Origin of the sequence: Fictibacillus norfolkensis (genome assembly GCF_014836645.1) — a bacterium.
GTDB classification, from domain to species: Bacteria; Bacillota; Bacilli; order Bacillales; family Fictibacillaceae; genus Fictibacillus; species Fictibacillus norfolkensis.
Map to the genome: position 1 here is coordinate 144380 of NZ_JACSQM010000007.1, position 14836 is coordinate 159215.

A 14836-nucleotide genomic window follows, 5' to 3' on the forward strand; every position below is an offset into this window, starting at 1 on the left:
TGATGTTGAGGAGAATCTTAATGTTACGAGAACTGGCCAATAAACTACCCTTTCCGATCCTTCCTCTTATATATATCATAAGCGGATTAGGTCTTTCTTTCTTATCATTAAACGTGTTTTTTGAGTTGTCAGAAGACTTAATGGAGAATGAGGTATTTGATTTTGATCAAGTGATCATTCAATATGTAACGGATATCAGAACAGACACGTTAACGGAAGTAATGAAAGTGATTACCTTTTTAGGGTCAAAAAATATTCTAACACTCTTGTTAGTAGGAAGTCTGATCTGGCTAATCGCAAAACGAAAGAACTATTGGGGTGCTATTTTCTATTTGATTGCTGTTGCGGGCGGAGGTCTTTTAAACCTAGGGTTGAAACATTGGTTTGGAAGAATACGACCAGAAGATAGCTTAATCGTCGAACAAGGTTTCAGTTATCCGAGTGGACATGCCATGGGCAGTCTCATTTATTATGGTTTTCTTGGCTACTTGGTCGTAAGAAGCAGAAGAGGAAAGCCGCTTAAGATCATTCTCACGATTGCATTTGTATCTACGATTCTCCTTATTGGTTTTAGCCGTGTTTATTTAGGCGTTCATTATCCATCTGATATAGTAGCAGGATTTAGTGCTGGAACGGTTTGGCTACTGCTATGTATAGCTGGACGTGAATCGATAAGAGCTTATCAAAAAAGGACGCTTCCTTTTTTTAAAAGGAAACATCCCCAGTAAGTGTGAGTAGTTGATTTTGTAAACATTTAATAACTGAAGGTGTACGATGTTGTCGCTCTCCATCACAGTCAATAAGCTGTTGGGGAGCTGTTTTTATGCTTATCTCTGAGCTTTGAAAATAATGATACCCTTGTCCTTCTTTTGAAGTATCAGATAAACGATTCAGAAGGACGTCCCAAATAAACGAAGTGGAAGGCTCTTCGATCAGCAAACAATCGAGCTTTCCGTCTTGTATATCAGTATCCGGAAAGAAGGGACGGATACCACCGGTAAAGGGCCCGTTCACAGCAAGAAACATTGCAGCTTGTCCATCAAATTGGAACTCCTTAGATGAGATGGAGATGTCAAATGGCTCCCATGTTTGAAAGGATTTTGCCGCAGATAAATAATAAGAAAGACGTCCAAATTTTTCTTTTGTATCTGGGTCGATGGATTCGGAGACATGTGTGATCAACCCAACTCCCCAGAAATTTGTAAAGAAATGTCCGTTAAACTCTCCAACGTCAATGTTGCGAAACTTTTTTTCACTAAGCTGTTCCGCTGCTTTTACAGGATTTTGATTCATGCCTAGCGCTCTAGAAAAATCATTGCACGTTCCACCTGGTAAGATTCCGAAAGCTGGTTGATTTTCTTTGATCGACAATACCGCTTCTGCAATTTCATGTACCGTGCCGTCACCGCCAGCAGCTATGATCAAATCTGTCTTACCTTCCAGCTCTTTAACGAAGGAAGCACCTTCCCCTGGAGCGGTCGTCTTATAAACTTGAACGTCCTCAAAACCAACTTTTAGCTGCTCTAGCACGGCATCCCATTGATTCAGCAATCTGCCTTGACCGGCAGAAGGATTTAATATGACAGATGCTCTTTTTATTGTTGATGGATTTCTAGTCATTTGGCTACCATGTATTCTTTAACAAATGATTTTCCAGTAAAGAGTGTTTCTGGCAAGCCTTTTGAAGTGCCTCTATTTTTGTGTGCTTCCTCGTAGGCATTGGATTGTTGCCAATTTATAAAATCAGCATGTGATTTCCAAAGTGTCATAACGATATAAGGATCTTGGTGAAGAGGTCGAAGAATACGTATGCCACTAAAGCCTGGTTCACTATCAACAAGCCCTGCACGGTTTTGGAATCTTTCTTCAAAAAGAGATCTTCCTTCTTCTGTAACCGGGATGTGGTTCATTACAACAAAGCCAGCACCGTTTAAGGAACCTCTTTGGTTTATTACTTCATACTCATGTTTTTCTGTAAATGGGTTTTCACCATCTGTTTCGATCACGAGAGCAGAATTAGAGTCACCTTCTAGCAGAAGAGCTCCATCGTATTTTTCTTGATATGTTGCTAAATAGTCTAAAGTCCCATAAGTAATATATATGTACATAGGAATCCCTGCCCCTTTTTTTATTGATTTACCTTTGTTTTACCCAACCGTTCAGCACATTAAACAGTGTAAGAAGTTGGTTACTTGTAATATACTTTCCAACTAAGGGAAAATTATATAAAATGTACTTTTCGACCTAGAATGAAATGAGGGTTGGTTATGGTAAAGAGAAGTCTTGTCGTACTCGGTATTTTAACGGGTTCACTTATAATAGGTTTTTTCGCCTATCTCTTCATTATCTTAGCGGGAGATTATGTGATCGATGAAAAAGATCTTGTAATGGATTCAGCTACTGTCCTTGTGGCAGAGAATGGAGATAAAATAACAAAGATCTATGATGAAAATAGAGAGATCGTCGACATTGAGGATATTCCGAAACATGTTCAAGAAGCTTTTGTAGCGGTAGAAGACAGCCGTTTTTACAAACATAATGGAATAGATGTTAAAGCGATCTCGCGTGCTATCTATAAAGATATTTTAGCTGGTGGAAAAGTCGAAGGCGGCAGTACGATTACTCAGCAGCTAGCAAAGAATGTTTTTTTATCTCATGAGAAGTCTTGGCTAAGAAAAACAAAAGAAGCTGTCATTGCTATCAATCTAGAAAGAAGATACCCGAAAGATAAAATCTTGGAGATGTATTTGAACCAAATCTATTTTGGGCATGGCGCATACGGCATTCAGCTTGCTGCAAAAACGTATTTCAATAAGGATGCCAGAGATTTAACTGTAGCAGAGGGTGCGATGCTTGCAGGACTTCCTAAAGCACCAAACTATTATTCGCCATTAAAGAATCCTAAGGAAGCGAAAGAGCGCCGTGATCTCGTTCTTGCCCTCATGGAGAAACAAGATTATCTGACACCTTCTGAAACCGTTAGAGCGCAAGGTAAAACGATTGCTTTAGATTTTCAGCAAGAAAAAAGAAACCCTGCTTATACAACGTATATTGATATGGTTATAAAAGAAGCAAAAGAAAAGTATCAACTTTCAAGAGAAGAGCTGCGACAAGGTGGTTATAAAATCGTTGTACCTATGAATTTTGCAGCACAAGATTCTGTATATAAAAGCTTTCAAGACGGTCGTTATTTTGTAGGAACGGGTCAGGAAAAACCTGAAGGCGCCATGGTGCTGATGAATGGAAAAACGGGTGGTTTGCTCGCTGTTCAAGGCGGACGAAATTATGTGACAGAGGGACTTAATCGAGTACAGGTGAATCGGCAGCCAGGTTCGACGTTCAAGCCTTTATCCGTATATGGTCCCGCCCTTGAATCTGAAAAATACAAACCCTATTCTATGCTGCGTGACGAAGAATTAAGCTACGACGGTTATGAACCTAAGAATTATAACGGCAGATACGATGGTGAAGTTTCCATGGCGGATGCCATTTCTAACTCTGTAAATTCATCGGCAGTATGGCTGTTGAACAAGAACGGAATAGCTGACTCTAAAAGTTATCTTGAACAGCTTGGCATGCCGATTGAGGATAAAGGACTCGGAATTGCACTCGGCGGCATCGATCAAGGTGTAACCCCGTTGCAAATGGTAAAAGGATACCGCAGTTTTCTTCATGAAGGTAAGACGATCGAGCCTTTCGTGATCAGCAAGATCTATAACAATGAAGGGGAACTGATCGGTAAAGCCAAACAGGAAGAAAAGAAAGTTTGGAAAAAGCAGAATGCATGGTACATGACGCGTATGCTTCAGCAAGTCGTGAAGAACGGAACTGGATCTGATGGAAAAGAGAACATGGAGATCGCAGGAAAGACGGGTACAACAAACTACCCAAACGTAGATAAAGGAAACAAAGATACTTGGTTTGTCGGATATACACCTGAAATAGTCGGTGCTGTATGGATTGGCTATGATCGAACGACCAAAGAATCTTATCTAAATAGCGGCAGCTCTCTACCCACGCTTCTATTTAAACAAGTGATTAACGAAATGCCGTCTCAACAAGGACTATCGTTCAAAAAACCTGATGGGGTAAAAGACTTGCCACCGCCAATCGAGCTTATAGAGTTAAACGATCTGCGTGCTTCATTTGGTATGGGGGACTATGGAATTCCTTCGGTTAAACTGAACTGGACTCCTTCAAAAGACGAGCGTCTGCAATACAAGGTTTACGCGGTAAATGAAGGAGAAACGACTCTATTAGATACGATAAAAGGCAAAGGGGAGTATAGTGCTTCTGGCAAGAATCTTTTCACGCTGCCAGACTTTTATGTTGTTCCCTATAATCCTCTTACAAAACAAGAAGGAGAAGCATCAAATGTAGTGTCCATCTCTCTTTTCCCTAGTTTTGGTGATGATAAAAGAGAGGCAAAACAAAAAGAAAAAGCTGTTAAAGGAAAAAAGAAGAAAGAGAAAAAGAAACGAGATTAGAAATAAGATGGATGAGCTAAAGATGGTTAAACAACCATCTTTTTATTTTTTTAAAACATGCTGTTTAATTCATATAGTCCTTTTCACATCTTTGTACGAATTGAATAAGATACAAGCAATGGACGAAAGAATTAAAGGAGAGGAAAAGATGTCAAGTTTTCATAGGGACGGCTCAATATACAAGCATTGTCAGCGTTGCAAGTCATATAAATGCTGTTGTCAAAACAAAACGCTTTTCGGATGTTGCAAGTCATGTGGTCTCGAATTTTGCAAATGTAAATGTAAGGAGAGATGTGAACTTACTAAAATAGATGCTTCTGAAGAGATAACAATAGCTCAAGGAGACTTGACTGTTGATGTTGAGCAGGGGGATGTAGATGTTAACCAAGGGCAAGGTCAAACTTTAGGTTCCCAAACCCAAAATCCAATAGAAAATCAAACGCAATCAATGGGAAGTCAAACTGGGAATCAAGCACAAACGAACACGCAAGGTCAGACGGGATCAAGTTTAGGGCCACAATCTCAAACGAATACTCAAGGCCTTTCTGGTTCAACTCTTGGTCCGCAAACTCAGAATACTACTCAAGGTCAATCAGGATCAACCATGGGAGACCAGACTCAAAATCCTTCCCAAGGTCAATCAGGATCAACTTTAACACAAACGCAGAATCCCTCACAAACTGGCTCCACTGTAACCCAAAATTCAACACCTACACTAGGCGGGAACAATTCACAAACTCAAACGCATACTAATGGTAATCAAACAACGGGAGCTCAGACTCTTCAAGCTAACCCAACGAATAACAGCAGCGCAGATGTTTCTGTTAATGGAGTAACAGTAAGTGTACCTGTAAACGTGAACGTACACTGTGGCTGCAAAGAGAAGAAGAAAAAGGAGAAAAGACGTCCGCAAAAAGGTAATCGTTGTGACTGCTGTGCTAAAGCACTCGGAAATCTTTTGAATCAAGTGAGACAAAATCAATTATCGTCCCTTGAAACCGTGAATCTCTATCTAACTGATTCTCCGGCTTTAGATAACCCTTTAGAGAATCAAACCATTACGAATGTAAATGGATGTTCTACAGTATCTGTAGCTACAGGTTCGATCCCTATAGTTACACCGATTACGACGCTGCAACTATGTAAAGTAGCTGGTCTACAAGCAACTACTCCAAGTCTAGTGCAAACGATACTTGCGTTTGCAAACAATTGTACGAATAATCCTTGCTTTAGAAGAGAGTGTGATTGTGGAGGAGACGATGATTGCAACACATGTAACAATGAATTCTGCAGCTGTAATTGTTGTGCAAATGGAATTGGAGAACAGCTCCCAATTGGTGGGCAAGTAAATCTTATTGTAGAAGATTTGGAGGATCCGATAGGACCAGTATTCGTAAGAAATGTTTGTGATTGCTTAGGATTCTTCGTCGATGATCTTATTACGCCTACAATCGTCTATGTGTTTACCCTATGTGCAATCAACGGATTTACTCCAGTATTAACGCCTATCGTACCACCACCAGCTCCACCAGCTCCACCAGCTCCACCACAAACACCTATAATCACTTTATTTAATTGTTGTATGGATGATGAAGATTAAGAATAAGGGTGCGAAGAAGCACCCTTATTCTTTTTCATTCTTGTTCTCTTTTTCTTTCTTTTTGTGAATATTCGCCTTGGCCAGTTGTTCCCAAACATTGTTTATAATTTGTTCGCTTAGTAGCTTCCCGTCGATAGCAGGATTATCAGAGGAGTTTTCTCCTTTTATGACTTCTCCGTTAACAATCACTTGACTTTGTGTTTTTGGGGGATTGTATTGAACAGATTGGGTTCTAACCGTATTTACAAAACCTTCTTTTCTTGCAGATAAATAGGTGTCGATTTCTTCTTTAAACTTTTTCTTCATTTCTTCTAATTCAGTTTCTAAATTAAGAAGAACCTCTTTTTGTAATTGAGAAAACAATTCTTGTAGATCCTCAGAATTCATCAACTTTCACCTCATTATTAATTAAAATTTTACCAATCCATAGAAACATAGTATGAAAATTAGGCTATAGTGTGTTCAAAAAAAATTAATTGAACAATAAAACATAAACGACTCGTTTGTAAAATTTCTTTAGAATAATGTTTATAATTCATATTGATGACAGATTTTCTACCCATTTTGCCAAAATCATGACATTTGAGCTTATTGCCTATACTTTTATTATGAATTCCCTTACAATGTGTATGGATATTGACGTTAAAGGTTTTAAGTTTCAGCAGCTAGGAGATAACAATAGTGCTGCAGCTTTTGGTCTTGTATAGAAAGGTGTGTACGTTTTGACTATGAATGAAGAGTTTTTGAAAGCGTGTCGTAAGGAGAAAAATTCACATATTCCTGTATGGTACATGAGACAGGCGGGCCGTTCCCAGCCAGAGTACCGTAAACTGAAAGAGAAGTATTCACTATTTGAAATCACACATAGACCAGAGATGTGCGCTGGCGTTACGAAGCTTCCTGTAGATCAACATGGAGTGGATGCTGCGATTCTTTATAAAGACATTATGTCTCCAGTTCCAGCGATTGGAGTAGACGTAGAGATTAAATCGGGAATTGGACCAGTGATCGATAAGCCTGTACGAACGCGCGAAGATGTAGAGCGCTTAGGGACGATCAACCCTGAGAAAGACGTACCGTATGTTTTGGATACGATAAAAATTTTAAGACAGCAGTTAGAAGTGCCGCTTATCACGTTTGCAGGTGCTCCATTCACCCTTGCGAGCTATATGGTTGAAGGTGGGCCATCCCGTGATTATCATAAAACGAAGCAGCTGATGTACTCTGATCCTGAAAGCTGGTTCATGCTGATGGACAAGCTAGGCGATATGACGATCGCTTATGCAAAAGCGCAGATCGCTGCTGGCGCACAAGCGTTTCAGATTTTTGATTCATGGGTCGGCGCGTTAAATGCAGCTGATTACAGAAAATACATTCAGCCTGTGATGTATAAGATCTTCTCATCACTAAGAGAAGAAAATATTCCTTTGATTCTTTACGGAACAGGTGCAAGACACTTAATCATGGAGTGGAACGAGCTTCCGATCGATGTGATCGGACTTGATTGGAGATTATCCCCAAGAGAAGCTCGTCAGATGGGTGTTACGAAGGCTCTTCAAGGAAACTTAGATCCTTCCATTCTATTGGCGCCATGGGAAGTAATCGAAGCACGTACGAAAGAAATTTTGGATGAAGGTATGGAAGAACCAGGCTTTATCTTCAATGTCGGAAAAGGTATTTTCCCTGAAGTAAACATTGCAACATTAAAGCAGTTGACCACCTTTGTTCATGAATATACGTCTAAAAAACTAGGGTGATAAAAAGTGAGTAACAAGAAAACAGGTCTATTAATCATGGCGTACGGAACGCCAAGAAGTCTTGATGAAGTAGAAAGCTATTACACACATATAAGACGAGGACGGAAGCCGTCTCCTGAACAGCTGCAAGAACTTACAGAACGCTACGAACAGATTGGTGGAATCTCGCCACTTGCTAAGATTACAGAAGAGCAAGCGCAAAAAATTGAAGCAGAGATGAATGAGCGTTATCCCGATCGTGAGTTTAAAAGCTATCTTGGTCTAAAGCATATCGATCCTTTCATTGAAGATGCTGTGCAGCAGATGAAGGAAGATGGAATTGAAGAAGCAGTAACGCTTGTTCTTGCTCCTCACTATTCAACGTTCAGCGTTAAATCATACAACGGACGTGCTGTGGAAGAGTCTGCAAAAATTGGCGGGCCATCCTTTACGACGATCGACAGCTGGTATGATGAGCCAAAGTATGTGCAATTTTGGGCGGACGGCATTAAACAAACGTTTAACTCTATTCCAGAGAACGAACACGACAAAACCGTTGTGATCTTCTCTGCACACAGTCTGCCAGAAAAGATCCTTCAAATGGGAGATCCTTATCCAACGCAGCTTCAGGAAACAGCTGATCTGATCGCAAAAGAGGCAAATGTCCCTCATCACACGATTGGGTGGCAGAGTGCCGGTAATACACCTGAACCGTGGATCGGACCAGACGTTCAAGATTTAACTAGAGATCTTTATAACGAGCATGGCTATACGCATTTTATCTATTGTCCTGTAGGGTTTGTGGCGGATCATCTAGAAGTTCTCTATGACAACGATTATGAGTGTAAAGTGGTCACAGATGAGTTAGGCGTGAACTATTATCGTCCTGAGATGCCTAACGCAAGGCCGGAATTTATAGACTGTTTGGCAACGGTCATTGAAAACGCACTAGCAAAAGAAAGAATGTGAAAGAAATGAGCGAGCGAAAGCACGTTATTATATTGGGCGGCGGCATAACAGGTTTAGCCGCTGCCTTTTATGTTCAGAAATATGGTAAGGAAACGGGCAAGCCGATAACCTTCACAGTGATCGAAGCAAGCAACCGTCTTGGCGGTAAGATCGATACGATTAAAGAAGATGGTTTTGTTCTAGAGCGGGGTCCTGATTCTTATCTTGCTAGAAAAACAGTAATGACAGAACTTGTTAAAGATGTTGGTCTAGGCGACGATTTAGTTTCTAATGAAACGGGTCAGGCTTATATTTTGCATAATATGAGGCTTCACCCAATTCCTGAAGGAGCTGTGATGGGAATTCCTACAAAAGTGATGCCGTTTGCCACAACACCTCTTTTCTCTGTAACAGGAAAGGCAAGAGCAGGGTTAGACCTTATTCTTCCTAAACGAAAAGATGCGCAACAAGATATTTCTGTCGGTCACTTTTTTAGAAGACGTCTTGGTGATGAAGTAGTTGATCGGCTGATCGAACCTTTGTTATCGGGCATATATGCCGGAAGGATCGATCGGCTTAGTCTGCAATCTACGTTTCCGCAATTTGTAGAAACGGAAAAGAAATATCGAAGTCTAATCTTAGGCATGAAAAAAACGCAGCCTAAACAAGAGAAGTCACCGATCACGAAAAAGAAAAAAGGTGCTTTTTTAACACTCCAAGGCGGGCTGTCCTCTTTCATTGAAGCTCTTTCGAAAGCAGTGCCAGGAGAGAGTATAAAGACAGGGGTTTCCGTTAAAGCTGTCGAGCGGTCTGAAGACGGGACATATTCTGTGATGATGGAAGATGGTTCGGTAATGAAAGGTGATCATGTAATTGTCACAACTCCTTATCATGTTACGAAAAAACTTCTTGGTGAATCTCTGTTTCCTGTGGGTTTTCACGACACGAAGCCAACCTCAGTAGCAACTGTTGCGATGAGCTTTAATGAAGAAGACGTGAACTTTAATCTTGATGGAACAGGTTTTGTCATTGCTAAAAGTGAAAAAACATCCATCACTGCGTGTACATGGACGAGCAGAAAATGGCCGCATACGACTCCGAAAGGTAAAGTGGTTCTTCGTTGTTATGTAGGACGAGCAGAAGATCAAGACATCGTTCAACAATCAGATGAAGTTATTTTGGAAAAAGTATTAGATGATTTGAAGAAGATTATGGGTGTTGATTCTCGTCCTGAATTCTACCATGTTTCTCGTATGATTGATTCGATGCCGCAATATGAAGTCGGACATAAAGAGTATGTCAAAAAGCTCAGAACTGTGTTTCAACAGGAGCTGCCTGGCATAAGACTAGCAGGAGCTCCATATGATGGTGTGGGACTGCCAGATTGTGTGAATTCAGCAAAAATGGCTGTGGATTCTTTGTTCCGTTCTTAAAGAATGAGACATGAAATCACTCAAACTTTTTTAAAAAAGGCTGTTTTCGTAAACTTTGTTGCTTTGGAAGTGTTGATTTCCGTTCCAGGCTGGCTCGCTTTCCACGGGGCACGCGGTGAGCCACATTCGTACGTTTCACTCTTAAGTGTCTCACCTGCCCACCTGTCCCGTAGGAGTCTCGCACCTTCCACTCCAATCAATTATCAACGGTGACAAGGAGTTAAAAGCAACACTCATTTAGAAAAGAGCGCTAAAAATAATAAATATGTTAAGAATTAAACGGCAAATGGATATGTTTGTCGTTTTTTATATTTTCTTGTAGAATGTTTCTGCTATACTGTAGGGAGAAAAAAGGAAGGGGGAAGCCGCTGTGCAAGCATTTATCGAGCCGTTATTTGTAAATATTGCAATCATATTTTCTTTTACTCATCTATTGAATATGTTCTTCCCTCTTCATCCTGGTGTCATTCCGAGTTATAAGAATCAAGTTGTCTTTGGTCTGATCAGTGGTGCGGGTGCACTAGTCTGTATGCTGTTTCCAATCGAGACGCTGAAGGATTCTTTTTTTGATCTTCGAAATGTTCCAATCATGATTGTCACACTTTATGTAGGCTGGCTACCGGGAGCAATCTGTTCGATAATAGTTGCGATCGCAAGGTTAGCAGTAGGTGGAGAACTAGCATGGCTAGGCATCGTTTTAATCTCACTAGCATATGTTGTGTGTCTTATCTATCATGGATTCTTTGATGAAGATAAGCGCAGATGGGTTTCTGCTATCTATATTGCTTTAGTCTATACACTTTTTTATATGTTGTTCATTCATACATATCTTGATTTTCTGACAATCGATTTTTATCTCGTCTATTTTTCCAGTTTTTTGATCGCGTTCTTTTCTTGTATCTTTTTAATAGAGAGACTTGTTAAGATCAACATGCAGTTAAAGGAAACCGTTTACTTAGATAAGCTGGCAGTTGCGGGACAGATGGCAGCAGCAATCGCGCATGAAGTTAGAAACCCGATGACGACCATTCGTGGAATGATTCAGTTCCTTGGCAGCACGACAACAGATGCTAAGCTAAGGGAACACTCGCCGCTCTTAATCGAAGAGCTAGATCGAACGAATAAGATTATCACAGACTATTTGTCCATGGTTAAGCCTGATGTTCCTAAGCTTGAGACCGTTTCACTCGAAAAAGTGTTAAGAGATGTTATTGCGCTTACTGCCCCATATGGAGCGATAAATAATGTGGAAGTTACCGCTAGTCCATTAGGGTCTTACAATGTGTGCATTGATGAACCAAAACTTAAGCAAGGTTTAATAAATATTATCAAAAACGGGATAGAAGCGATAGAAGAAGGGGGCACGATCCATCTGTATCGCTATAAAGTTACTAAAAGTAGAATTACGATAGCGATCGAAGATAATGGTAAGGGTATGACAGAAGAGGAACTCGAACAGATCGGGCTACCTTTTTATACAACGAAAGCAAAAGGTACGGGTTTGGGTATGATGGTAACCTATAAACTAATTCAAGATATGGACGGGAAACTCCGGTATGAGAGCGTACTTAATGAAGGCACGAGAGTCCTTTTAACCTTGCAGTTATGTACGAAACGAAATATTGTTAATGGTGAGGAGGTGGGATGATGGACCGCAGAAAAAGTATTCTAGATGCAGCAGAGCGCTGTTTTTCTATGTTTGGTTATAAGGCGAGTACAGTGGATCAAATCGCTAAGATCGCAAACGTTGGAAAAGGAACGATCTATACTTTTTTCGCAAACAAAGAAGAATTATTTTCGGAAATTATCACTAACTTAGTAACTGAGACAAAACTTGCGGCATCTTCTGCAATAAAAGAGGATCGACCTTTTTACGAGAACTTGCATAATGCTTTGTATGAAGTCGTTGAACTTCGTAAAACGCACAAGTTAGCCGTTAAACTTTCTCAAGAAGTGAAAGAGTTAAACACTTCACCTGTAACTGAGGCTTTGCAGAGAATCGAAAAAGCGGTATTGAATTTTGTTCAAAAAGAGCTGGATAAAGCGGTCGAAAAAGGCGAGATCAAAGAATGTCATACAGATATTGTGGCGTTTATGATGGTAAAGGTATATATCGCTCTTATTTTTGATTGGGAACGTGATCACGAAGCTCTTCAGAAAGAAAAGATGCTTGAAGTTCTAGAGATGTTTGTAATGGATGGTTTAAGGAAACCATAGTATTGCAGAAGCAAGGAAAACGTGTTACATTAAGTTTTGACCGAATTTCTATTTCGGTCATTTTGAAAAAGCGGACTGTAAGAGTCTCTTTTTTTACCATTAAATGACCAAATGACTATAACGGTCATTCAGTTTTAGAAGGAGTGAACAACTGTGCTAAAAAGTATCGGAGCTCAATTTAAAGCAGTTTTTTCTAACAGAAAAATTGCAGTACCGGTCTTAGCAGTTCTATTTATACCTGTGTTATACAGCGGAATGTTTCTATGGGCGTTCTGGGATCCGTATGACAAGATGGAAGATCTGCCAGTGGCCGTAGTCAATCAAGATGAAGGTTATGAATATAACGGTGAGAACTTAACAGTTGGAGATGAGTTCGTAAAAAAACTCAAAGAGAATCCACAGTTTGAGTGGAAGTTCGTTAGTGAAGAAAAAGCAAAGCAAGGTTTGGAACATAACGATTACTATATGATGATCGAGATTCCTGAGAACTTTTCTGAAGAGGCAACGGCTCTATCAGGAAACTCGAACAAAAAGCCTGAGATCATCTATACACCGAATGCTGGCTTTAACTTTCTTGCAGCACAAATTGGCGGAACAGCCGTCGATAAAATGAAAGAAAGTTTGTCTAATGAATTAACAAAAACATACGCTGAAGTGATGTTCGATCAAGTCGAACAGTTGGCTGGCGGGTTGGAGAAAGCAGCAGATGGGTCAAATCAAGTAACAGATGGATTAAAAAAAGCATCTTCTGGCAGTGGTGAGCTAGCTTCTGGAATGGAAGCAAAAACACCTCAAATCAATGAGTTAAAAGAAGGAGCTGTGCTTTTTAATTCAAAAATGACCGAGTTCGATAGTGGCATGGATAAATTGCTTGCTGCTCATAAACAACTAGCAGACGGACAAGGTCAACTAAGTAATGGAGCACAAGCTCTAAAAGGTGGACTTAGCCAAGCGACAGCAGGTTCTGAAAAAATTAAGAACGGAAGCTTAGCCTTACAAGGCGGTGCAACTAAATTGTCGACTGGTGCAAGTACGCTCGCAGGTTCTGTAAATGAGTGGAACGCTGGTGCACAAAAAGCAACAGCAGGTTCGAAACAGCTAAAACAACAAATTAATGCACTCATTCAAAACCAAGGAAACATGTCAGAAGAGCAGATGGCCGCATCTTTAAAACAGCTTGCAGCAGCAAGTAATGGCATAAATAACGGCTTAGATAGCTTAACTGCAGCAACAGGAAAGATCGCTGGCGGAGCGAATGAACTTTCTGCAGGAGCTAAAAAGCTAAGTGATTCACAAACGGCAGTAGCAAAAGGAGCAGAAGACCTTCATAACGGTCAGCAAAAACTTGTTGGCGGAGTCGATCAGCTCGCAAGTGGTCAAGCAAAAGTAAACGAAGGTACGCAAACGTTCCAATCTAAATTGGGCGAAGCGGCTAACGGCAGTCAGCAGCTGTTAGGTGCGAGTGGCAAGTTAGCAGATGGAACTTCCACTGTAGCAACAGTCTGGCAGGAAGTTACGGGTCATGTGAAGGAAATTCATAATGGTGAACAAAAGCTGCTTGATGGAAGCGGAAAACTATCTTCTTCATTAAGTGATGCAGCGGACAAAACAGGTGAGCTTGATCCAGACAGTGACATGTTCGAACGAATCGCGAACCCTGTTTCTGTTAAAACAAAAACCTTTTCTGATGTTCCAAACTATGGAACAGGCTTTGCTCCTTACTTCTTATCATTAGGTCTTTTCGTAGGAGCATTGTTAATGTCAATCGTATTCCCATTACGTGATAAAGCAGGACATCCGCGATCAGGTTTCAGCTGGTTTGCTGGTAAGTTCACATTCTTAGCAGTTGTCGGTGTTGTTCAAGCACTTATTGCGGATGCAGTATTGATCTATGGTCTAGGGATTGAAGTGAGTAACTTTGGAGCGTTCCTTGGACTAAGTATCGTCACGAGTCTTACATTCTTAGCTCTCGTCCAGTTACTTGTTACAGTGCTTGGAGATCCAGGACGATTTGTCGCGATTATTATCTTAATCCTACAGCTTACAACGAGTGCGGGAACATTCCCGTTAGAACTTATTCCGAACGGACTGCAAGGATTCAATGCATGGCTTCCTATGACATATTCCGTTTCAGGCTTTAAAGCGGTAATCTCAAGTGGAGACATGGAAAGCTTCAGCTTAAATCTATGGATTCTAGTAGGTTTCATGGCGATCAGTATGATCGGTACATGGGCATACTTTGCAAGTCAGTTTAGAAAAAAGAATAGTGAAGACGAAGGTTCAGTAGCATAATAAGAAAGCACCTGAGGGGACAATATCCTTTCAGGTGTTTTTTTATCGTTTTGTAAATGCGGAATCCGGTCTTTTTGCAGCAATAGCAACAATGTTAACAAAAAACTTTTAGAAAATAAGTTT

General features: G+C 40.5%; 12 protein-coding genes. 9 read left to right on the forward strand and 3 right to left on the reverse strand.

The features are described from left to right. Window positions 1-20: 20 nt before the first annotated feature. Window positions 21-728 carry a phosphatase PAP2 family protein gene (locus H9648_RS15825; RefSeq protein WP_191754783.1) on the forward strand — a complete coding sequence of 236 codons (708 nt, stop codon included), beginning with the start codon at window positions 21-23 and terminating at the stop codon, window positions 726-728. On the opposite strand, the gene H9648_RS15830 is transcribed toward H9648_RS15825, so the two are convergent. After that, a complete protein-coding gene (locus H9648_RS15830) occupies window positions 706-1620 on the reverse strand; it encodes a diacylglycerol/lipid kinase family protein (protein WP_191754785.1) in 915 nt (304 codons plus the stop codon). The genes H9648_RS15825 and H9648_RS15830 overlap by 23 nt on opposite strands. Then, complete coding sequence (locus tag H9648_RS15835; RefSeq protein WP_191754787.1) at window positions 1617-2108, reverse strand: antibiotic biosynthesis monooxygenase family protein; 492 nt, start codon at window positions 2106-2108, stop codon at window positions 1617-1619. The genes H9648_RS15830 and H9648_RS15835 overlap by 4 nt, the downstream gene beginning before the upstream one ends. Before the next feature lie 159 nt (window positions 2109-2267). Here H9648_RS15835 and H9648_RS15840 point away from each other — a divergent pair, with 159 nt between their 5' ends. Both H9648_RS15840 and H9648_RS15845 read left to right on the forward strand, forming a co-directional pair. Next, window positions 2268-4487, forward strand: coding sequence for a transglycosylase domain-containing protein (locus tag H9648_RS15840; RefSeq protein ID WP_191754789.1), 2220 nt, complete (start codon window positions 2268-2270; stop codon window positions 4485-4487). 346 nt (window positions 4488-4833) lie between these two features. Beyond that, window positions 4834-6087, forward strand: coding sequence for a hypothetical protein (locus H9648_RS15845; protein ID WP_191754790.1), 1254 nt, complete (start codon window positions 4834-4836; stop codon window positions 6085-6087). 24 nt (window positions 6088-6111) lie between these two features. Here H9648_RS15845 and H9648_RS15850 read toward each other — a convergent pair whose 3' ends face one another. Further along, window positions 6112-6474: a hypothetical protein gene (locus tag H9648_RS15850; RefSeq protein WP_191754791.1), complete on the reverse strand. Its 363-nt coding sequence runs from the start codon at window positions 6472-6474 to the stop codon at window positions 6112-6114. 341 nt (window positions 6475-6815) lie between these two features. Between H9648_RS15850 and hemE the strand changes: the two genes are divergently transcribed. From hemE to H9648_RS21005, 6 genes are all read left to right on the forward strand, one after another. Then, window positions 6816-7844: a uroporphyrinogen decarboxylase gene (gene hemE / locus H9648_RS15855; RefSeq protein ID WP_144703764.1), complete on the forward strand. Its 1029-nt coding sequence runs from the start codon at window positions 6816-6818 to the stop codon at window positions 7842-7844. Between the two features lie 6 nt (window positions 7845-7850). Next, window positions 7851-8792, forward strand: a complete 942-nt coding sequence (gene hemH, locus H9648_RS15860) for a ferrochelatase (protein ID WP_191754792.1) — start codon at window positions 7851-7853, stop codon at window positions 8790-8792. 5 nt (window positions 8793-8797) lie between these two features. Continuing rightward, on the forward strand, window positions 8798-10204 hold the full coding sequence (hemY, locus tag H9648_RS15865; protein WP_191754793.1) for a protoporphyrinogen oxidase: 1407 nt from the start codon (window positions 8798-8800) through the stop codon (window positions 10202-10204). A 370-nt stretch (window positions 10205-10574) separates the two neighbouring features. Continuing rightward, entirely contained in the window at window positions 10575-11852 is a 1278-nt protein-coding gene (locus H9648_RS15870; RefSeq protein ID WP_191754794.1) for an ATP-binding protein, read from the forward strand. After that, window positions 11849-12421 carry a TetR/AcrR family transcriptional regulator gene (locus H9648_RS15875; protein WP_191754795.1) on the forward strand — a complete coding sequence of 191 codons (573 nt, stop codon included), beginning with the start codon at window positions 11849-11851 and terminating at the stop codon, window positions 12419-12421. Before H9648_RS15870 ends, H9648_RS15875 begins: the two co-directional genes overlap by 4 nt. Window positions 12422-12574: 153 nt before the next feature. Then, window positions 12575-14713 carry a YhgE/Pip family protein gene (locus H9648_RS21005; RefSeq protein WP_191754796.1) on the forward strand — a complete coding sequence of 713 codons (2139 nt, stop codon included), beginning with the start codon at window positions 12575-12577 and terminating at the stop codon, window positions 14711-14713. Window positions 14714-14836 lie beyond the last annotated feature (123 nt).